Raw genomic sequence first — 20110 nt, 5'->3', positions numbered from 1 at the left:
AAGAGGCCGGGCGGGGTCAGAATACCCTTGGAGGGCTTTCGGGGCAACGGCGACCGCGGGAGGGGCGGTCGGCCGGATCAGCGGCGGACCAGGTTCGGGTCGCTCTCGGTCCCGTCAAAGATCGTCGTGATCAGGGTCTTCTTGCGGAGGCCCTCGACGAGGACTTTACGTCGGCCTTCCCCCTTCTCAGCGCGGAGGGCGGCTCGGATCGAGTCTTGCAGCTCAGCGAAGGTGGCGGGCCCGCCGGCGCGACGTTCCTGGACGCGGAGGATGTGGAGGCTCTCGGGGCCTTCGACGACGTCGCCGACGGCGTTCAGGGGGAGGGTCTCGATGGCTTGATTGACTGCGGCGACGATGTAGCTGCCGGGCGCTGTCTCCATGAGGCCGCCGTTGGCCTTGAATTTGGCCGGCGCCTCGCTCTCGGCGGCGGCGAGAGCGGCGAAGTCCTCGCCTCGGCGGAGGCGATCGAGCAGGACGTCGGCCTTGCGGCGGGCTTCTTCAGGCGAGGCGTGCCGGCGCTTGTCGATCAGGATCTCGCGCCAGACGATGGCCGGGGGCCGCTGGTTTGCCTTGTCGTCGCGGTGGGCCTCGTAGTACTTGAGCATCTCGGGGAGGGCGACCTCAACCTTGCCGAGCTTCTGCTCCATGAAGGCGTAGGCGAGGAACTCCTGGCGGAAGTTCTGTCTCATCGCGCCCAGCGAGCGGCGCTCTTCTTCAAGCTTGTGGGCGAGCTGCTGCTCGTTCTCGACGCTGTACTGGCGGAGCAAAGGGGGGAGTTCGGTCTCTCGCCAGACGGTGTCCGCGGCTTCCTGGATCTTCACCAATTGCTTGTCCTTGGTTTTCAACTGGTGCTTGGCTTCCTGGACCATCAGCGACCGCTCGATGAGGGCGTTGAGGATGTGCTGGGCGACGAGGTTCTTCTCCTGCCTGGAGAGCCGGCCGACGTCGCCTCCCTGCTTGCGGACCGTGTCCTTGACCGCCGTGACCAGCTCGCCAAGGGTGATGACCTCGTCGCCGACGCGGGCGGCGGCGCGAGTGGCCTGCTTCCAGTTCGTGTCGACGACGTCGGCCACAACCGGGGCCGACGCCGTGGAGACCTGTTGAACGGCAGAATCTCCGCGCGGAGCGGGACTCAACGAGGCGGAGGGACTGCCGCTGCCCGGGGCGGGGGCCGGTTCCGGGTCCGGCTCCGGGGCGGGTTCCAGGGTGGAGGCCGACGGTTGCAAGGGCTCGCCAACCGGTGAGGCCGCGGGCGCGGGCTTCATATCCGGCATCAACTGGGGATTCGGGCCCAGGAGCGGATCGCCGACGGGCTCAGGGGCTGGGGTCGCCTCGGCCGCCGGGGATAGGGTCATCTCGGGGGGCGGTTCGGCCGGCGCGGGCTCGGCGGCGGGGGCGGCCTCGATGATCGGGGGGAGACTCGGCCCGGCATCGGCCGGTTCGGCGGCGGTCGGCGCGTTGGGCAGCTCGCGAGGCGGCTCGCTCAAGCGGGTTGCCACGGCGGAGGCGTCCCGGGTCGGCATGGGGCCGGTCCGGCCGTCGGACGAGGCCACGCTTGGCGCAAGGCCCGTCGCCGCTCGGGGCGAAACCAACGGCGCGCCCGACCAGTTGGGGTTCGACGGGTCGGGGAGGGTTGTTCGGGCGACCGCGGGGTTCGAGCCACGGTTGATCGTCTCGTGGATCGACGGCACCGGCACCAGCCCGACGGGCTGCGCGTCCGGCTCGTCCGGCAGCTTGGCGGATCGGGATTGCGCGCAGCCGGCGAAAGCGAGTCCGGCCAGGGCCGCGGCGAGGGTCAGTCTCTTCATGCTTCGTCTCCATCCTTGGAGAGCCGCGGCTCCGGCGCGCAAGCGACCGGAAGCCGCGTTCGATCGACCCGCAGGAGCCGATCGCGACGCGTCGCGTCCCTCTCTGATCGCTCCCAGGCCGGCCTCTTCACTACAGATATGCCAGAGCCGGCCTGGTCCTCGTCCGCACCATCGGTTCGAAACGAGGGGTTCGCGGAATCTCGCGCCGAGCAAGATATCCGAATCCCGGATGGAGGCAAGGTCGATCGACGGGCCGATCGGGGATTCCGAATCGACCCGCCGAGCGTTCAGCGAATCATATTCTCCACTGTTCCCGGACCGGCCGGGAGCGCAGGCTGTTGGCCTCGTCGTCGTTGACGAAGGCGAACTTGGTCGGGTCGAACTCCAGCTTGCGGCCCAGCAGCCAGGAGAGTGCGGCGGCGTGGCAGGCGATGTGGGAGTTCCGCATGACCTCCACGTTGGCGGCCGGCTTGCCACGGGTCTTGATGCAATCCAGCCAGTTGCGTGCGTGGGCGCCCACGTCCAGGCCGCTGTTGTGGGCGACCGTCGGCAGGTCTTTCAGGCCGGCCTTGAGCGGCTCGGGCTGGAGTTCCAGGCCGCCGTTGTCGCCCGTTTCGACCCAGCCGTCGGTGCCGACGTACCGGACGGGGCAAGTCCCCAGGGCGGTGATCCAGCCCGTGCGCTCGCCGAACGGCGTCTTGAGGAAGTCGAGGACCAGTTCGACGCCGTTGGCGTACTTGGCGGTGATGCGGGTCTCGGCCGGCTCGAACAAGATCGGGGTCGTCTCATCGGCGCCGTTGGCCCACTGGCAGAGATCGACGGTGTGGACGCCCCAGTCCAGCAGCCGGACGCCGGCGTCGAGGTCGAAGTGGTCGCGCCAGCGGCCTGCGGCGTAGGCCTCGTTGAACGTCCGCCAGGGCGCGGGGCCGAGCCAGAGGTCCCAGTCGATGACGTCCTTCTTGGGCGTCGGTTGGGAGGGGAGCCACTGGGTCACCAGCGCCGGCGTGTAGACCGAGGCGAACAGCGTCTTGAGCTTGCCTAGCTTCCCGGACTGGGCCAGGTTCACGGCGTACTCAAAGTTGGGAACGCTGCGCCGCTGGGTGCCGGCCTGGAAGACGCGGCCGGTCTCCTTGAACGTGTCGGCCAGCTTGATCGCCAGGTCGATCGTCATGGCGCAGGGCTTTTCGCTGTACACGTCCTTGCCGGCCCTCGCGGCCAGGATCGAGGCGTGTCCGTGCCAGCGGTCGCCCGTGGCGATCAGGACGGCGTCGACGTCTTTGCGGTCCAGCAGCTCACGAAAGTCGACGATCGCGTCGCACTTCTGGTCGCCGTAGTGCTTGTCGACGCGTTCCTTACCCTCCTCGCGGCGCTGGGTCTGAACGTCGCACATGGCGACGCAGCGAACGTCGGGCTGGGCCAGCATCGGCCCCATGTCGTACTTGCAGCGTGGGCCGTAGCCGATCACGCCCAGGTTGATCCGCTCGCTGGGGGCGACGACGCCCCCCTTGCCCAGCGCGGAACCGGGGATGACCGTCGGGAAGGCCGCGGCGGCGCCCAGGCTCGCGGCTGTGTTGAGAAAGCCTCGGCGGCTGGAGCCGCCTCGTTCGTCGGACGGATTCTTCATGGCGGGGTCCTTGGGGTGGGAGAGACGCTTTCGTCTCGGACCGTTCTCGCACAGCGCCGACTCTAGCGCGCCGGAAAGGCCGGGGCAACGACCCACTCCCCCCAACGCTTGACTCGCCGTCGTCACGGCCCTACTCTCGATGACTTCTGTCAGAGACCGGCCGCGATGAGGAGAAACGCCATGATCCGAATGACGACCACCACGGGCCTCCTCGGCCTTGCGCTGCTGCTGGGCGCATCCGCCGCGCCGACCGCGAAGGCCGAGGATGGGACCGTCGTCGTTTATGCGTCTCTCGACCGCGAGTTCTCAGACCCCGTCTTGAGGGACCTGGCTAAACGCGCGGGCCTGACGCTTCGGCCCAAGTACGACGTCGAGAGCACCAAGACGGTCGGCCTGGTGAACACGATCATGGCGGAGTCGGTCAACACTCGCTGCGACCTTTTCTGGAACAACGAGATCCTCAATACGATCCGGCTCAAGCGCAAGGGGCTGTTGCAGCCGTTTCACCCCAGCGCCGCGGGGGAGTTGCCGCCGACCTTCGTCGACTCCGACGGCACCTGGTACGGCTTCGCGGCGCGGGCTCGAATTCTGATCGTCAACAAGAACCTCGTCCCGGAGGCTGAGAGGCCGAAGGGGATTCAGGATCTCCTGGACCCACGTTGGAAGGGGAAGATCGGTATCGCCAAGCCGCTCTTCGGCACAACGGCCACCCACGCCGCTTGCCTCTTCGCCTCGTGGGGCGACGACAAGGCCAAGGACTACTTTCAGCGTCTGAAGGCGAACGGCGTACAGGTCCTCTCGGGGAACAAACAGGTGGCCCAGGCTGTCTCATCCGGCCAGATCGCCTTCGGCATGACCGACACCGACGACGCCATGGGCGAGTTCGAGGCCGGCGCGCCGGTGGCGATCATCTACCCCGACCGGAACCCCGACCAGATGGGGACCCTGTTTATCCCCAACACGCTTTGCCTGATCAAGAACGCCCCCCACCCCGAGGCCGCCAGGAAGCTGGCCGACGCGATCGTTTCGCCGGGGGTCGAGAACCGCCTGGCCGATGGCCCGAGCGCCCAGATCCCACTCCTGAAAACCGCCGCCCGCCCCGCTCGGGTCGAAACCCCAGCCACCGTCCACGCCATGCCCGCCGACTTCCAGGCCGCCGCCGACGCCTGGGACCGCGCCGCCGCCTTCCTGGCCAGGGAGTTCGCCGATTGAGGAGCTTGGCTCCGATTGGGGGCGATCACACGCCGCCGCGAAGCCGTCCTCGATTTACAGGACGCTCTTGATCGACGATTCTCGACCGGCGGCATGCGAAGCCCGTCGGTGTCGCCCGCGAGGCTTCAGGGATGACCGAGAGGGAGGGGTGGCCCGCCAGGACCACCCGCTCCATCGAGTTTGACGCTCGAAATGAGTCGATCAGCGGCTCACCGAGTCACTTTTTCATCGACGGGATCAACGCCTCGGGGACGCTCAGGAAATCGGGGGTGGGGGTGTCGGCCTTGCGTCGGAAGGGCTCGCCGATGAGGCCCTCGACGGTCGACACGATGAGATCCTCGACGGCCGGGTCGTACTTCGTGGGCCACGCATAGTAGATCTGGGAGAAGTCGGCCTCGTAGCCGCCTTCGGCGAGGATCCGACGCGAGGGGATGTAGCCGGGGACGCCGTTCGACCAGCCGTTGATCCAGAGGCGTGTCCAATCCATCTCGTTCTTCAGGCGGACGGCGTAGTCCACCGTGACCTCTCCCGGGAGGAAGACGATGGCCAGGTCGTCGCCGAACCGCCAGACGGTGACGGGGTAAGGCACGACCGTCGGCAGTTTGCCGCCGCTTTCGAGTTGGCGGATCATCCGCTGGGCGTGTCGTCCCTGGAAATCGGTCCGCTTCGCTTCCTTCTCCCAGTGCTCGCGCGTGGGGAGAGTCGCCAGCGGCAGGTCGATCTCCTTGACGATCAGTTCCGGGGCACTCTTCAGCGGCGTGAGCGTTGACGACGCGATTCGACCGACGGCCTCAGACAGGGCTTTACCGTGGCGGCGGGAGAAGTCCAGGTTGCCCGTCGGCTGAGGCCCAACGTCCGCGCCGCAGCCAATGGTGACGAGAGCCGTCGCGCCGGGGTTGGCCTGTTCGATCTCCGTCGCCGCGAAGCCCGCCCAGTCGCCGCCGACGCGGTTCTCGCTGCCGGCGCTCGTGCAGTGGCAGGCGTAGTTCGCCCAGACGGCGACGACCTTACCGTCCCGGTGAGCGAAGAGCGCCGGAAGGCTGTGATCGACGGGCGCTTTCTCGGCGAAGCCGAAGCCCTTCCATTGGCCGTTCACCATGACGCGACGATTGCCGCCGAACGTCGCCCGTCCCTGCCCCCAGGAAAGGTCGGCCGGCTTGCGGTCGGCGACGGCCGCGAGGGCGACGTCGACGATCTTCCCGGCCAGGTCCTTCGTGTAGGCGGCCGTGTGCTCGCGTTGTTCGGGCGTATCGCGGCCCTCCCAGATGAATGGGGCGTAGCCTTCCAGGGTCGGCGAATTGTGCGTGTGGGTGCAGGAGATCGTCAGCTTCGACGGGTCGAACCCGCCCCGCTCGGTGACGCGGCGACGGACCTCGGCGATGAATTCCGCCGGCATGCCGCAGTTCTCGACGGCCACGAGCACCACCGGGTCTTCCCCGATCGCCAGCGCCCGGGCCGAGAGCCCCACGTCGATCCCCAGCGACTCGCCCACGCGATGCCCGTACCCCGCCAGCAGCACGGGGCGCGAGGGGGTGACGTCGATCTTCGCGACTCCCACGGGGACGGCGGCTTGGGCCGAGGAAACGCCCAGGAGTACGAGAAGCGGCAGGATCGTTCGGCGCATCGGCGGGCCTCCGGATGGAGTCAGGGTGAGGTCGGGGCGTTGACGACGGGAGCGGCGCCCGCAAGGAAGCTGCGGATGCGGGCTTCGAAGGACTGGTCGTCGGCGAGGGCGTGGAGAAAGTCGTCCTTGTCCAGGACGTAAAGCTCCATGTCGGTGCGGGCCTTGACGGTCTCGGGGACGGTCGTCTTGAAGTAGGAGGAGATCATGCCGAAGCTCTCGCCGTAGCATTTCTCCTCATCGAACTGGCCGTCCTTGTACGAGTCCGCCACGCCGGAGCCGATGACGTAGAAGCGGTCGCACTCTTCGCCCTGGTTGACGATCGTCTCGCCGGCGCGTCGGGTTTCGACGGTCATGTAGTTCGCCACTCGCGAGAGCGTTGCCTCGCTGAGCCCCTCCAGGATCTGGCTGGCCGCCAGGGCCCGGACGATCCGCACGGCGACCTTCGTCAGCGAGTTCGTGACGATCCGACCGCCGACCATGTTGACGATCCGGTCGGCCTTGTCGATGACCCGCTGGTCGTGCGTGACCAGAAGAACCGTCGTCCTGGTCGGGCCGTCGGCCAGGCCGCGCAGGAGGTCGAGGACGACCTGGCTCGACTGGGCGTCGAGAGACGCCGTGGGCTCGTCGGCCAGGATCAGCTTGGGCTCATTGACGAGGGCACGCGCGATCGCCACCCGCTGCTTCTGGCCGCCGGAAAGCTCCGCCGGCAGATGGTTGATCCGCTCGCCCAAGCCGAGCTGAGTCAGCATGTCGGTGCTGCGCTTGTTCATCGCGGCGATCGAAGCCGGCTTCAGCGCCGTGGCCATCCGGACGTTTTCCAGCGCCGAGAGCGACGTGAACAGATTGTGCTGCTGGAAGATGAACCCGACGTCCTTACGCAGATCAACCTGCGCCGCCTCGCCGGCCTTGGAGAGGTTCTTGTGGAGGACTTCCAGGTAGCCTTCCTGCATCCGCCGCAGGGCGCCGATCAGCGTGAGCAGCGTCGATTTCCCCGACCCTGACGGGCCGGTCATGATAACGACCTCGCCGCGGCTGATTTCAAGGTGGTTGTCGAACAGCACCTGGGTTCGGGTCTCGCCCGCGCCGTAGGCGTAGTTGACCCCCACGGCGCGGATGACGACGTCGCTTCCGGCCGGCAGGTTTACGGCTCTCGTTAGAGTCGTCGTCAGGGTGGCCGAACTCATGCTGAATCTCCTCCAGCTTCAATTCTCAAGCGAAGAGCTGCGCCGGGTCGGCCGAGATCAGCCGACGCGCCGCATAGGCCCCCGACCCCAGACACATCAGAACCGTCAGCAACAAAATCACGAGCGGATCGTTTCTCTGCACGTCCATCGGCAGCCCGGTCATGCGATGGACGCCCTGGAAGAGGAAGTGGCTCACCGCCAATCCCGCCGCATATCCCATGAGCGCCAGGTAGAGGGCCTGCGTCAGCACGACGCGGAAAAGGTCGAAGTTCGAGTAGCCGATCGCCTTGAGCGTAGCGAACTCCGCGAGCCGGTCGCTGACGTCCGAGTAAAGCACCTGGTAGCAGATCACCGAGCCGACGATGAAACCCATCACCACGCCGATGTAGAATACCGTCCCGATGGGCGCGACCTTGTCCCAGAAGTCGCGCTCGCGTTCCATGAACTGGTCAAGGGTCAGCACCCGGACGTCGGGAGGCATCACGGCCGTTAGCGCGTTGCGGACACGGATCGGGTCGTACCCCGGTTTCGTCCGGACGACCCCGACCTGAACCTTGCGATCGAGGAGCGACGGCCCGTCCAGCTCTGGAAAAGCTGTCATCATGTTTCGATCGCTGACGACGAGATTGCCGTTGGTCTGGACGTTGATCCCCAGCGAGAAGGTGCCGACGATCTCGAACCGCTTGCCTCCTAGTTCAGAGGCTTGCCCTTTCTCGAAAATCCCAAACTGCTGCTCACGCGAAAGCTCGTCGGCCATCGCCGTGTTGGGACGGCTCCAAAGCTCGCGCGTCTCCTTCAACTCGGGGAGGTCCAGCAGGTCGTCCTCAGGCGCGTAGCCGACCACGCAGATGCGCTCCTCCACGCCGGTCGCCGGATTCCGCCAGAACGAGGAACGCGTGACTGTGTAAAAGGGCTTTACGGACTCAACCCCCTCCACGCCGCCGGCCTGGACGACTCGCTCCATCGGGAACGAGAACGGGACTGACAGCGTATAGAGCGTTCGGCTGACCAGAACCACCTGGCCGTCGATGTGCTCGATGATGTTGACCATGCTGTCGAGGATCGCCTTGCGGAAGCCGTTCTCCATGAACATCAGCGTCGTCGCGAAGGCGACCCCCGCCACCGACGCGAGCAGCCGGAACTTGTGCTCGGTCAGGTTCTTCCAGGCGAGGGGGACTTTACCGCCGATTGGCATGCGTCTGGGTCCGTCAGGTCGGTTGTCAGAAGAGTTCGGCCGGATCGGCGAGCCGGAGTCGGTTCACCGTGAGGGCGCCCGAGATCAGGCCGACCGCCATCGCCAGCCCGAAGGTGAGCCCCAGGTTGCGATAGGTCAGCACCATGGGGATGCCGGCCAGTGATTCGGTCGCCGCGTAGACCATCAGGCTGATCAGGACTGCGATCACAAACGAGATCAGCATGTAGAGAACCGCCTGGAAGATGAGAATTCCCGCCAGTCGGAGCGTTGAATAGCCCATCGCTCGCAACGTCGCATATTCGGGCATGTGCTCGCGGACGTCGTTCGAGAGGACCTGATAGACGACCACCGCCGCCACGATCATCGCCACCAGGACTCCGATCGCGAACAGCTTGCCGGTCGAGGTCTGGTTCACCCAGTGGTCCACCTCGCGCGCCAGCGCATCGTCGCGGGAGGTGACCAGCACGTCGTCCGGAAGCGCCTGCCGAAGGCTCGCCACGGCCTCGTCGATGGTCCCGGGCTTCACCTTCAGCAGGCCGAAGTTCGTCGTTTCGCGCGAGTCGTAGCCGCAGATTCGAACGAAGTCGTCGGCTTTGAGAAGCACGACCGAATCCGCCGCGAAGCCTCTGAGCATGTCGAAGCCGCCGACGACTGAAACCGCGGTGTCCTCAAGTTCCCAGTCGTGATAGCGGTCGCGAAGCTCCCAACCAAAGTCGGGGTGCGAACGCGAGTTGAGCAGGACTCGATTTTCCATGCGCAGCTTGGCCCGATTCGCTTCGATCGAGTCGCGGATCGGCGACTTGAACGGGATCTGATCGAGGTCGAAGCCCATCGCGTAAAGCTGCCGACGCTGGAGGGCCCTCGGCGTCCGCGCTCCGCCCAACCAGCGGGCGAATGCGCCCGGCTTGGGGGCCGTATCGTCCGGCGGGTGGTCGAGCGGGAACGGGGGACAGCGCCAGAGGACGAACGTCGCGTAAAGCGGCGCCGCCGACTCAACGGCCGACACGTTCCGAGCCTGCCGCAAACGTTCCAGCGGCAGGAACCCCGGCCCATAGAACTGCTCGAATCGTTTCGAGGTCAGAAGCACGTCGAAGTCCAGCACTTCGAAGTTGTTCGTCGCCGTGATCTTGACGGCCTGGAGAAAGCCAAGCTGGAGCAAGACCATCACCAGTGAGAACGCCGCGCCCGAAATCGCCGCGAGCGACCGCTTGCCGCCATGGACGACGTTCCGAAACGCCAGCGGCGGATTTCGCATCCCAAGGAACGAGCCCGCCACGGTCAGCCGCCCCCGCTCGGGGTGATGGCGACCTCGGCTTCCATGCTGACGAGCCGAGCCGCCGTCTTCGGATCGTCAAGCGTCACGCGGACCTTCACCACGCGCACGTCCTTCAAGGCGCGAGGATCCATGTTCATCGCCTGGTTCCGGCCGACGACCGTTCCGATCGCCTCAACCTTCCCCGCAAAGCTCTGGCCGAGGATCGACACCGTCGCCGGGTCGCCGACCTTCACCCGCAGCACGTCCGACTGGAAGACCTCCGCGACCGCAACCATCGCCGAGACGTCCCCCAGCAACATCAGTTGCCCCGTGCCGACCTCGCCGGCGTGGGCGATCACCTCCAGAACCTTGCCAGCCCGCGGTGCGACGACCTGCGTATCGGCCAGCGCGGCTTTCGCGAGCGTCAGTTGGGCATCCGCCATCTGAAAGTCCGGGTTATCGTCTCCCAACTCGGGGTTCTCATAGGCGAGCCGGGCGTCCTCGATGGACCGCTTCTTGAGCGTTTGCTCCTTCTCCACGATCAACAGTTGCTTGTCGAGCTCGGCCTGATGCGTCTTCGCCTGGAGCTCGACGAAGCGGCCCTCGGCCTCGATCTTCTCGCGGTCGGGGATCATGCCGCCGAGCGTGTCGTGGAGCTTCGTGGCCTGGTCGAGCGTCTTTCTTAAGAGGTCGGCTACCTTGGTTGCGGATTCGAGCCGCAGGCTGTTCGTACGGTCGAACGTTTCACGCTCCAGGACGAGTTGGTCGCGGGCCTGGCTCGTCTGGAAGGAGGCGTCGCCTCGGTGGGACTGCTTCTCGAAGTCGGACTTCTTCTTCTGGAGTTCGGCCAGGGCGAGTTGAGCCTCGGCCTGCTTGCGGCCCTCGAGGATCGCCAGCACTTGGCCGGCTGCCACCTGATCCCCGGCGGCGACCTTGATCTCGTCGATCCGTTGACCGGGTCGCGAGCCGACGGTGATCAACCCGGTCGCCGGCTCCAATCGGCCCAGCGCGTGGATTCCGCCGTTCGCGGGTGATCCCGACGAGGACTGCGCGGAGAGAGTCGGCGAAAGGGCCGCGAAAGCGAGGCCGACGATGAGCACCGTCGCGAGCCGCGCAGGAGGTCCGGGATCGCGCAAGAGGTCGACAAGCGTCATGTCCGAAGCGTCTCCGAGTCGGAAGAGGGCTCGGGACGACGAGCCCGGGAATCCTGGACGGGGTCGGGCTCGACCGCACCCTGCGAATGGTGTGATCTTAGGACGCAAGACGACGCCGTCCAAGCCCCGACCCTCCCAACTTCATGGAGGATGCAACCTGCGTGCCGCGGCCGAGCGTTCGAAACACGGCGGCCCCGCGCCTCGAAGTCGAGGCGCGGGGCCGTGGGATTTGTGCGATCGATCGGCTCGACGAATCAGCCGACGCGGGAGAGCGTCGGGGCGCTGCGGAAGCCGACCGAAGCCTCAACGAAGGCCTCGATGAGCTGCATGTCGAGGGAGATGTGACCCTCGTTCTCAGGGTGCCACTGGACGCCGACGACCCACCAGCTCGGGTCCTTGCCTTCGTAAGCCTCGATCAGGCCGTCCGGGGCGAGGGCCGAGATCCGGAACGGCTGGGCGAGCTTGCGGACGCCCATGTGGTGGTAGCTGCTGACGCGGATCTCCCCGGGGCCGTAGATCTCGGCCAGGCGGGTCTTGGGCCGCATCACCACGGTGTGCCGGTGGGCGCCGCCGTGGGGGTCGAAGTGAGGGATGCACTTCGGCAGGTCTTCCGGCAGGTGGACGAAGAGGCCGCCGCCGGCCACCACGTTCAATTCCTGCATCCCCAGGCCGATGCCCAGGGTCGGAACCTTCTCCTGCTGGATGAGCTTGCAGAGGAGCCGGTCGGACAGCTCCCGGCGCTCGCACATGACGTTGACGGACGGATGCGGCGCCAGGCCCATTTTGCGAGGGTCAAGGTCGTCGCCGCCGGTGAGGACCACGCCGTCGAGCCTGTCCAGGATCGGCAGCATGTCGCTCTCCCGCGTGAACGGCGGGATCATGATCGGTAGGGCGCCGGCGGTCAGCAGGGCGTCGTAGTAGCCCGTCGGCGTGAGGCTGTGAGGAGTGCGGCTCTTGACCGAAGCCCGGAGATCCATGTTGATGCCGATGAGGGGTCGGTTGTTCATGGCGGAGTCCTTTCCGTTGTTGAGGCTTGGCAGAATCCGTTCCCATCCCCCGAGCGGCGCAGCGGGTCCTAGACCAGCCGGGGGGCGCCCGGGGATTCTCTTCGGAGCAGATCGACGAACTCGTGTCGCAGCCGTGGTCGTGAGGCGACCGTGGCTCAGGGCGAAGGACCTTGGGAGGTCGCTTGGTAGTTTGCCGGAGGACCCGGAAGGATGAGGTCGAGTCTGTCCTGACTCCGCGTCCCCATCCATGGGCCGAGCGTTCAAGGCGGGTGGAGTCTAGCCGGCTTCACCGCGCGATTTCAAGGAGAATCCCAGGGAAATCACGGTTTCTCGGCCTCCGCCGCAGGAGGGGAAGCGAGGTTCCCGAAATCGTCGTCCACCTCGTGTTCATGCGCGATCGGGTGCACGCGAGATGGGTACGACGAGAGCCTTCGGATGGGAATCCGAGGGGTCTGTTCGATCGTCGGCCAACCGAAGTTTCGGTTCAGTCCCCCTCTCCCGCAGGGCATCGATCCCGCCACAACCTCTCACCTACGGCCAGACCCATGCCTTCCAGCGGAAAGCGGCTCGGGGGGATCGTTATCGCCTTGGAATCGCTGGATCGGCTGCTCGGTGCTCGTCCGTCGTCCCCGTCATCGGCTCGCTCCGTGATCTGTATTTCCTCGCGAGTGAAGACGTCGGACCTCGAATACGCCTGCGTCGACGGCGGTCGGTCGGTGCGTTATGATCGTGCCTCGCGGGCGAGCCGAGAAGAGGTGCCTGGGGGCGGGATCGACGTATGGGCGAAGACGGGGTCATGGCGGAGCTGCTGGCGGACTATCGCGTCGTCGTCGAACTTCCTGTTCAATGGGGCGAGCAGGACGCGCTTGGCCACGTCAACCACGTCAACTACTTCCGATGGTATGAGACGTCCCGGATCGTCTATGCGGAGAAGGTCGGCCTGATGGACCTGCATCGGGGCGAGCGGGTCGGTCCCATTCTGGCGTCGGTGGCCAACGACTATCGCCGTCAGCTCGTCTTCCCGGACACAGTCCACGTCGGCGTCCGCGTGACGCGAATCGGCGTGGCGAGCATCTCGCTCGAACATAAAATTTTCAGTCGATCGCAACGGGCCCTCGCCGCCGAGGGGACCTCGACGCTGGTCGTCTTCGACTACAACGCCCAGAAGCCGACGCGCGTCCCCGACGCGATCCGAGCGGCCATCGAGGCGATGGAAGGACGCGAGTTCCCCCGATCATGAGCGATATCCCGCCCGACGCCGTCGTCGACGCCCCATCGCCCCGCATGCGACGCTTGCAGATCGCGACGCTCGCGCTGTTGATGACCGGCTACACAGGCTATTACTTCTGCCGGTCCAATTTCCCCGTCTGCCTGACAATGATTCAGGACGAGCTGGCGACGCGCGGGATGACCCCGGAACAGGCGAAGCTGGGACTCGGCGCGATCATCACGATGGGGGCGCTGGCCTACGCCGCGGGCAAGTTCCTGGGAGGCGGGATCACCGACCGGATCGGCGGCAGGCGGATCTTCCTGGCCGGGATGGTCGGCTCGATAGCCTGTACGCTGCTGTTCACGCTGGGGAAGACGCTGCCGTTCTTCACGGCCGCCGCGGTGGGGAATCGATTCGTCCAGTCGCTGGGCTGGGTGGGGGTCGTCCGAGTCGTCTCCCGCTGGTTCCCACACAAACGGTTCGGCACGGTGATGGGGTTCGTCAGCCTGAGCTACCTGTTTGGCGACGCGCTCTCGCGCAAGTTCATGAAGCTCTTGCTGGAGCGCGGCTTCGCATGGCGCGAGATCTATTACACGACGGCCGGCGTGCTAGCCGCCCTGTTCGTCGTCAACCTTCTACTGCTCCGAGAAAGCCCGGCCGACGCCGGCGAGATCGAACCCGAGCCCAATCCGGACAACCTCTTCGCAGCTGAGGGGGGAGCGGTCTCGACGGGGCTTGGCGACGTGCTGGGAACTCTCCTTCGGAGCCGGGTCTTCGTCTACGCCTGCCTGCTCTCGATCGGCCTGACCCTGTTGCGCGAGACCTTCCAGAACTGGACGCCGACCTACTTTCAGGAGGACCTTGGCCTCTCTGTCGCCGAAGCGGCCGACCGCAGCGCGTGGTTCCCGTTCTTCGGCGGGGTGTCGGTTTTGCTGGTGGGCTTCCTCAGTGATCGACTGGGCCGAGGCGGGCGGGCGCTGGTAATCCTCGGCGGGCTGCTTGCCGCGGCGAGCGCCCTCCTCCTCCTGGCGATGAAGGTTCCCCACGGTTCGGCGTTCGGACCCGCGGCGGTCGTCGCGTTGATCGGCTTTTTGATCGTCGGTCCGTATTCATTCCCGGCGGGAGCGGTTGCGCTCGACTTCGGCGGCAAGAAGGGGGCGGCGGCGGCGGCCGGCATCATCGACGGCGTCAGCTACATCGGAGCGATGCTCTCCGGCTGGCTGATGGCCAAGATCTCCGACACGTTCGGCTGGTCGGGCGCGTTCGCTTTGCTGGCGGCGGTGGCGCTGGCGACGGCTTACGTCGCCCTGCTGTTCTACTGGGACCAAAGACGCAAGGCGACGGCCTAAACGGTCTGTCGCGACTCGGCCTGGAATCGACCTCCCCGCCGTTTTATCATGCGGTCATGACGGGGTGGCCGAACCTTGTGCGAAGGCGTGGACGATCAGGCGGAACGGGTCCGCCGGGTTCGCCGCCTCGCGGCCCGTCCCGCGGTGGTTCGGAATCATATGATCCTGTGCGTGACTCTCAATCCGTGCCTCGATAAGACACTGACGGTTCCTGCCTGGAAGCCGGGCGATTCCGTCCGAGGCCGGTCTGTTCGCGAGGTTGTCGGCGGCAAGGGGAACAACGTCGTTCGGGCGTTGAAGCGACTGGGCCAGTCGGCTGCGCCGGTGACGTTCCTCGGCGGGGCCGTGGGCGAAAGATGCCGGCAACTGTTCGGCGAAGAGGGGATGGAGCCGATCGCCGTCGCAACGGCTGCGCCGACGCGGGAGATCCTGACCGTTTCGACCGAGGGGACGGCCGACCAATCGGCCTTCTTCGACCCCGATCCGGCGATCACGCCGACTGAGGCCGACGAGTTGATCGCGAAGGCTGACGCCGCCTTGAGGCAGCCGGGCGTCGAGGCGCTGACGCTCTCAGGATCAAGCCCCTCTCCGGCGACGCATGGCGTTTACAGCGAGTTGATCTCGATAGCCGGCGCGCGACGGGTCCCCGTTTTCCTGGACACCTACGGTCCGTCGCTCGACGCAATCTGGGGCTTCTGGCCGACCGTCGTTCAGATGAACCGTCGCGAGGCCGCGATGCGTTTGCGCAAGCCTGCCGCGAGCGACGAGGACGTCTTCGGCCTGCTTCGGGAATGGAGTCGCCGCGGCGTCGCGTGGGGGGTCGTCACCGACGGCCCAGGCGCGGTCTTCGCTCGGATGGGGGACGTCCTCCTCGGGGCGACTCCTCCCCAGATCGAGGTCAAGAACCCGATCGGTTCGGGAGATTCGATGCTAGCCGGCCTGGTCGACGCCCGCCTGCGCGGAATGGATCCCGAGTCGGCCCTGCGTCGTGCCGTCGCCTGCGCGGCGGCCAATGCGTCGGTCTGGGACGCCGGCGCGATCGATCCGGAACTCGTCGCCCGGTTGGAGTCCGAGATCGAGATCGAAGTCGAGGCCGCCTGATCGCGCCTCAACGGTCTCGGCTGAAGGCGATGGACGGATCGAAGTGACCCAGGAGGCGCAGCTTCTCCTTAAGCTTTCGTGCGTCCGCGGCACTGAGTTCCTTCAAGAATTCCTCAGGCTCCGGTTTGGCGGCGGTGACGACGAGTCGTCCGCCGTCGACCTCATAGGCCAGGCCCGCCTGCGCCAGAGTGCGCCGGAGGGTCTCGCCGAGCGTCGCACCGTTGGTGTCCAGCGCGACGGGCGAGGAAAGCGAGGCCCCGACTCGCTTTAGGCCCGCCAGGTCGACGTGGATCAGGAGGACGCCCTCAGGCGTTTGAGTCGCCTCGCGGACTCGATCCAGGAATTCGTCAAGCTGGATCGGCTCGGCGGTCTTGAGGGAGAACGGTTCGTTGAGTCTGGCGATGATCGCGATCCTTGCCCCAGCGACGCCTGAGGTCTGAACCGAGGGGGCCGGAGTTGCGACCTCGACCTGTCGCTCGGCGACCCCGGCCTTCAGGGCCTCAGGCCCCATGAGCGCGGCGTAGCTGGCCCCCGCTCCCATGCCGACGACCAGGATGCTCGAGGTCGTGAAGCTTCGAAGTCGCGAGATAGCCGTCACGGCGACTCTCGGCGGGTTCAATTCTTCGGACGAGTCCGCAGCGAAAGCGGCCGACCATCGGGTTCGGACGCCTTTCGCCGCAGCGTGGAGGATCTCCTCGAACAGCGATGATGGAACCGGAACGTCGCCGAGGTCCTGCCATGAGAGGAACGGAGCGATCGTCCCCGGCGCGGCACGTTCAACCCGGCGGCGGAGACGGGCGTCGATCACGCCGAAGCCTCGGTCCAGCCGACGCTCGACCTGATCGATCGACAATCCCAACCGCTCGGCGGCTTTCTCCGGCGAAAGGTTCATCAGAGCGCAGAGGATCACGGGGCCACGCGCACGCCAGAGGTCGTCGATGTCGTCGTCGATCATCCGCCTTAGGTCCAGTCTCCCCCGGGATCGTGAATCGACCGTGGCTTCGGCGCTGGCCCCGCCCCGAGCCCGCCGGGCGGCTCGACAGGCGGAACGGTGCAGCCAGAGGGCTGGATCGACGCGACGACTTAGTCGAGGACCACGCTTCAGGAAGTCCAGAAAGACCGTCTGAAACACCGAGTCGGCGTCGACCCCAGCGCCGAGGACTCGGCGACAGACGCCCAGGGCGAGCGGCCCATAGAGCGTGACCAGGGCCGCGCAGGCTTCTCGATCCCCGGTCGAGGCGGCTTCCAGGTTTCGTCGATCGCTTGCATCGACCATTCTTCCACCTCCCGCGATCCGCGCCCGTCGCCGTCGACTAAGGCGCTTCATCGAGTTCGTCCCGAGTCCATCCACCCGGGGCTCCATTCGAAGCGTAGATCGCATTCAGGGAAGAGGATGAAACTCAATCAAGAATTCGGGCGACGCCGCATCAGGGGGATTTCGGCGTTTCAGTCGGTCGCGAGGCGGTCGGATGGTGGAGTTCGGCCACCTGCTGAATGAGCTTCATCTTCTCGATCAGGGCGTTCAATTCCTCTGTGCTCAACTCCCCGCGCTTCGCCCGACCAACCTCCTCGTCCAGCGGAGTGCTTTTGGCCATGGTTGGCTTCAGACCGTAGGAATTCCTTCCGGCGGCGGTGATGACGACCATGCCGTCCTCGACGAAGTAAACCAGGCCGAGCTGATCCAGGAGCAGTTGCAACGTTCGTCGCAGGGGGACGCCCTCGACTTCAAGCGCGACGGGGGAAGTGAGAGTCTTGTCAGCCTCCTGGAGTCCCTGGGGATCAACATAGAGCTCAAGACCATCGTCGTTGGGCGCGTCGGTGGCCTGCTTGACGTACTTGAGAATGTCCTCCAGAGGCGTCTCGTTCGGGAAGATCATCGCGATCGGCTCTTCGAGCTTCTTCAGCATCATCTTCGACCGGGGATTTCGATCGCCCTCGTTCGCGCCCGTATCGCCGGAGCCTGGCATTGGCGGGTCGACTTCACGGGGAGCTTCGCCGCCGCGGGCCAGCCACAGTTCAGCCTCGGCGACCATCGCGTGTGCCTCGGCTGCGATTGGCATCGCCTCGACGCCGCCCTTCTCGTTGGCTTTGTGGGACAAGGTCCTCATACGGTCCAAGTGTGCCGTCAGGGCTGTTCTCCGAGCCTCCGGCGTTCTCGCCGCTGTGGTCTGGGCGTCGAGAAGTCGCCGCGAAGCGCGGTAGACGATATCGATCAGATCCAGTGTCTGCGGGTGCCACTCGCTCACGGTCAGGTACGCTCGGCGGGCGGCATCAACGTAGCGATCTTCGGGTGATGCGGGCGCGTTGATTCTCTTCTGTTTGTTGGGTTGACGAGCGTCTACGTTTTGCTCGGACTCGTTCCTTGCCTGCGCACCCGGAGGAAGAAGGGAAGCGGGAGGAATTTCCGAGGGGCCCGCGTCACCTTCGCGAGCGGCGAAGCCCACGCCCGTCGCGGTCAGGCCGATGGCGGCGACGAGCAATGCGGCGGCTTTCAGTTTGGTTAGTAGCATCGAAGTAAGGACCTCCCCGGTCAGGTGGACGACGCGATCGGAAACGACGGATTTCCACGATCCGCCCCAGGCGATCCGCTCCGCGGCGCGGACCAGGGCGCGGCGAGAGGCTTCGGAAACGGCGGCCTCGGTCAGTCCGTCAACGGCTGCCGCGGCGACGCCCGCGGTTACGCCACGGCGGGCCAGGCGTGATCCGAGCAGGGTTTTCGCCCGCGCCAGGCGTCCCTTGACCGAACCGATCGGCCATTCCAGCCGGCGGGCGGCCTCCTCGTGGGTCAAACCTTCCAGGTAACAGAGGGCGACCGGGACGCGGTACTTCCACGGCAGCCTTTCGACCTCCTCGTCCACGACCGCCTTGAGCGCGAAATCGGCCGTCGTCTGTTCGACGGCTGGTTCGACGTCCATGGCCGTTCGCTCGCGAGCCGATCGCCGCGCCCGGTCCGATCGGGCCCGCCGGGCAACCTTCGAGGCGACCCCGTGCAGCCAGGCCGCCAGAACGACGTCCGAACGGAGAGCCGGGGCGCGTCGGATGAGGACCAGGAACGTGGCCTGGAAGGCGTCGTCGGCGTCGGAAGCGTCCCCCAGCACGCGTCGGCAGATTCCCATGACCATCGGACCGTGCCGACCGACGAGCGCTTCGAAGGCCTCGCGATCGCCGAGCCGCGTGAACCGGTCGAGCAACTGAGGGTCCGGCAACGCGCTCAGGACCCCTGAATCGAACAGCGTCTGGAATTGCGAGGCGACCCGGCGGGTGCTCATCGACGACTCCTCTATGCTCTCGAACACCAAGCTCATCATGCCGGGACCGGAGAGTCTGGATACGAAAAAAATCGGAATTGCGATGGCACGATTCGCCGCCGAACATGCGTTCATCGGAATTGCGGATTTCGATTGCCGACGGCGACGTGATCTGGTAGGGATGACCACGCTCCGCGCCCGGCTTTTCGGTCGCGCGTCGAGATCAGGCGGGGGCATCCAGGGAGGGACAGCCGATGATGGACACGACCTCTCCGACGGCGATCGGCTTCGCGGGCGACCTGACCGACCCCTGGGTCGAGGGGATCGCCCAGGCGCTTTCCGGTCTCGCTGTCGTCCCCTGCGAGCAATATGGGGCGGAGTTGCCTTGTCGGGCCTTTCAGGCCGTGGGAGGGTCGAGGGGGATCCTGATCCTCCACCGCTCGCGATTGTCCGCCGCCGACGTTTCCCAGTTGGAAGAGCTTCGCCGCGGGCTCGGCGTGGAGAACTGGCCTCGGATCGTCCTGTGCGTCAGCCCGTACGTTCGGTATGCGGAGATCGAGCGCTGCGCCGGGCTGGTGGAAATCGTGACGCCGGAGGCCACGGCCGCTGAGACGCTTCCCCGGCAGATCGAGCGAATGCTGAAGACACCGGGCGTCGCGAGCCGGACGGCGCGAGAGGCCTCGCCCGTGGAAGTGGTCAGCACGGACTATGAGCTTCGGCAGGTGCTCTGCGAGGCCTGCACGCGGGCGGGCTATCGGGCGTCCGACTCGGCCGAACTCCTGGCCGACCCTGTTGACGGCCGCCGGCTGACCGTCTGGGACGTCCCCGTCCTGGAGCCTCGCTGGGAGGAACGGCTGGAGCGTCGCAGCAAACAGGGGCCGGTCCTGGCGCTGCTCGGCTTCGCCGATCGCACGGCGGTGACGCACGCCCGAGAGGCTGGGGCTTCCGCCTGCCTGGATCTCCCCTGCGCCATGGACGATCTGATCGACGCCGTGGATCGGATGGCTCGGGAGGAGACGCTCCGCCCGCGAGCCCAGACGGCCCATGCAACCCCGCCGCCGCCGTCGCGCTCGTATCGCGGTCGACTGGCCATCGCGGAACGACACGCGGCAGCCGAGTAGGCGAACGGCGTCCGCCAG

The 20110-nt window shown here is 66.4% G+C and carries 15 protein-coding genes; 5 read left to right on the top strand and 10 right to left on the bottom strand.

Annotation, left to right across the window (positions count from 1 at the left end; genetic code table 11):
• Window positions 1–77: 77 nt before the first annotated feature.
• Together G5C50_RS02170 and G5C50_RS02165 are read right to left on the bottom strand one after the other, a co-directional pair.
• Complete coding sequence (locus G5C50_RS02170; RefSeq protein WP_165064159.1) at window positions 78–1808, bottom strand: peptidylprolyl isomerase; 1731 nt, start codon at window positions 1806–1808, stop codon at window positions 78–80.
• Between the two features lie 295 nt (window positions 1809–2103).
• A complete protein-coding gene (locus G5C50_RS02165) occupies window positions 2104–3432 on the bottom strand; it encodes a Gfo/Idh/MocA family protein (RefSeq protein ID WP_165064158.1) in 1329 nt (442 codons plus the stop codon).
• A 180-nt stretch (window positions 3433–3612) separates the two neighbouring features.
• On the opposite strand from G5C50_RS02165, the gene G5C50_RS02160 reads away from it, so the two are divergent.
• The gene (locus tag G5C50_RS02160) at window positions 3613–4644 is read left to right on the top strand and encodes an extracellular solute-binding protein (protein WP_165064157.1); all 1032 of its coding nucleotides are present in this window, start codon (window positions 3613–3615) and stop codon (window positions 4642–4644) included.
• 217 nt (window positions 4645–4861) lie between these two features.
• Here the strand turns inward: G5C50_RS02160 and G5C50_RS02155 are convergent, their stop codons facing one another.
• From G5C50_RS02155 to G5C50_RS02130, 6 genes are all read right to left on the bottom strand, one after another.
• A complete protein-coding gene (locus G5C50_RS02155; protein ID WP_165064156.1) occupies window positions 4862–6268 on the bottom strand; it encodes a neutral/alkaline non-lysosomal ceramidase N-terminal domain-containing protein in 1407 nt (468 codons plus the stop codon).
• Between the two features lie 20 nt (window positions 6269–6288).
• Window positions 6289–7452 (bottom strand): ATP-binding cassette domain-containing protein, encoded by a 1164-nt coding sequence (locus tag G5C50_RS02150; protein ID WP_165064155.1) that lies wholly within the window; start codon window positions 7450–7452, stop codon window positions 6289–6291.
• A gap of 25 nt (window positions 7453–7477) precedes the next feature.
• Entirely contained in the window at window positions 7478–8647 is a 1170-nt protein-coding gene (devC, locus tag G5C50_RS02145; RefSeq protein ID WP_165064154.1) for an ABC transporter permease DevC, read from the bottom strand.
• Window positions 8648–8672: 25 nt separating this feature from the next.
• Window positions 8673–9923: an FtsX-like permease family protein gene (locus G5C50_RS02140; protein ID WP_165064153.1), complete on the bottom strand. Its 1251-nt coding sequence runs from the start codon at window positions 9921–9923 to the stop codon at window positions 8673–8675.
• Window positions 9924–9925: 2 nt separating this feature from the next.
• Window positions 9926–11056 carry an HlyD family efflux transporter periplasmic adaptor subunit gene (locus G5C50_RS02135; protein WP_165064152.1) on the bottom strand — a complete coding sequence of 377 codons (1131 nt, stop codon included), beginning with the start codon at window positions 11054–11056 and terminating at the stop codon, window positions 9926–9928.
• Window positions 11057–11310: 254 nt separating this feature from the next.
• Complete coding sequence (locus G5C50_RS02130; RefSeq protein WP_165064151.1) at window positions 11311–12063, bottom strand: gamma-glutamyl-gamma-aminobutyrate hydrolase family protein; 753 nt, start codon at window positions 12061–12063, stop codon at window positions 11311–11313.
• A gap of 778 nt (window positions 12064–12841) precedes the next feature.
• Here G5C50_RS02130 and G5C50_RS02125 point away from each other — a divergent pair.
• From G5C50_RS02125 to G5C50_RS02115, 3 genes are all read left to right on the top strand, one after another.
• Window positions 12842–13303, top strand: coding sequence for an acyl-CoA thioesterase (locus G5C50_RS02125; RefSeq protein WP_240906915.1), 462 nt, complete (start codon window positions 12842–12844; stop codon window positions 13301–13303).
• On the top strand, window positions 13300–14622 hold the full coding sequence (locus G5C50_RS02120; RefSeq protein WP_165064150.1) for an MFS transporter: 1323 nt from the start codon (window positions 13300–13302) through the stop codon (window positions 14620–14622). The genes G5C50_RS02125 and G5C50_RS02120 overlap by 4 nt, the downstream gene beginning before the upstream one ends.
• Before the next feature lie 171 nt (window positions 14623–14793).
• Window positions 14794–15723 carry a 1-phosphofructokinase family hexose kinase gene (locus tag G5C50_RS02115; RefSeq protein ID WP_240906914.1) on the top strand — a complete coding sequence of 310 codons (930 nt, stop codon included), beginning with the start codon at window positions 14794–14796 and terminating at the stop codon, window positions 15721–15723.
• 7 nt (window positions 15724–15730) lie between these two features.
• Here the strand turns inward: G5C50_RS02115 and G5C50_RS02110 are convergent, their stop codons facing one another.
• Both G5C50_RS02110 and G5C50_RS02105 read right to left on the bottom strand, forming a co-directional pair.
• Window positions 15731–16999 carry an RNA polymerase sigma factor gene (locus G5C50_RS02110; protein ID WP_165064146.1) on the bottom strand — a complete coding sequence of 423 codons (1269 nt, stop codon included), beginning with the start codon at window positions 16997–16999 and terminating at the stop codon, window positions 15731–15733.
• A gap of 151 nt (window positions 17000–17150) precedes the next feature.
• Window positions 17151–18992: an RNA polymerase sigma factor gene (locus G5C50_RS02105; RefSeq protein ID WP_165064144.1), complete on the bottom strand. Its 1842-nt coding sequence runs from the start codon at window positions 18990–18992 to the stop codon at window positions 17151–17153.
• Window positions 18993–19225: 233 nt separating this feature from the next.
• Here G5C50_RS02105 and G5C50_RS02100 point away from each other — a divergent pair, with 233 nt between their 5' ends.
• Window positions 19226–20092, top strand: coding sequence for a response regulator (locus tag G5C50_RS02100; RefSeq protein WP_165064142.1), 867 nt, complete (start codon window positions 19226–19228; stop codon window positions 20090–20092).
• Window positions 20093–20110: the final 18 nt, after the last annotated feature.

It is taken from the genome of Paludisphaera rhizosphaerae (assembly GCF_011065895.1).
Classification (GTDB): domain Bacteria; phylum Planctomycetota; class Planctomycetia; order Isosphaerales; family Isosphaeraceae; genus Paludisphaera; species Paludisphaera rhizosphaerae.
The sequence above is the reverse complement of the archived record's forward strand: the minus strand, read 5'-3'. Positions and strand labels throughout refer to the sequence as shown.

What these genes read in the sequence shown, in the direction of transcription:
- G5C50_RS02165 (WP_165064158.1), bottom strand. Translation starts at nt 3,432, where the DNA reads ATGAAGAATCCGTCCGACGAACGAGGCGGCTCCAGCCGCCGAGGCTTT.
- G5C50_RS02155 (WP_165064156.1), bottom strand. Translation starts at nt 6,268, where the DNA reads ATGCGCCGAACGATCCTGCCGCTTCTCGTACTCCTGGGCGTTTCCTCG.
- G5C50_RS02135 (WP_165064152.1), bottom strand. Translation starts at nt 11,056, where the DNA reads ATGACGCTTGTCGACCTCTTGCGCGATCCCGGACCTCCTGCGCGGCTC.
- G5C50_RS02100 (WP_165064142.1), top strand. Translation starts at nt 19,226, where the DNA reads ATGATGGACACGACCTCTCCGACGGCGATCGGCTTCGCGGGCGACCTG.
- G5C50_RS02110 (WP_165064146.1), bottom strand. Translation starts at nt 16,999, where the DNA reads ATGGTCGATGCAAGCGATCGACGAAACCTGGAAGCCGCCTCGACCGGG.
- G5C50_RS02160 (WP_165064157.1), top strand. Translation starts at nt 3,613, where the DNA reads ATGATCCGAATGACGACCACCACGGGCCTCCTCGGCCTTGCGCTGCTG.
- G5C50_RS02125 (WP_240906915.1), top strand. Translation starts at nt 12,842, where the DNA reads ATGGGCGAAGACGGGGTCATGGCGGAGCTGCTGGCGGACTATCGCGTC.
- G5C50_RS02105 (WP_165064144.1), bottom strand. Translation starts at nt 18,992, where the DNA reads ATGAGCACCCGCCGGGTCGCCTCGCAATTCCAGACGCTGTTCGATTCA.
- G5C50_RS02150 (WP_165064155.1), bottom strand. Translation starts at nt 7,452, where the DNA reads ATGAGTTCGGCCACCCTGACGACGACTCTAACGAGAGCCGTAAACCTG.
- devC (WP_165064154.1), bottom strand. Translation starts at nt 8,647, where the DNA reads ATGCCAATCGGCGGTAAAGTCCCCCTCGCCTGGAAGAACCTGACCGAG.
- G5C50_RS02170 (WP_165064159.1), bottom strand. Translation starts at nt 1,808, where the DNA reads ATGAAGAGACTGACCCTCGCCGCGGCCCTGGCCGGACTCGCTTTCGCC.
- G5C50_RS02120 (WP_165064150.1), top strand. Translation starts at nt 13,300, where the DNA reads ATGAGCGATATCCCGCCCGACGCCGTCGTCGACGCCCCATCGCCCCGC.
- G5C50_RS02130 (WP_165064151.1), bottom strand. Translation starts at nt 12,063, where the DNA reads ATGAACAACCGACCCCTCATCGGCATCAACATGGATCTCCGGGCTTCG.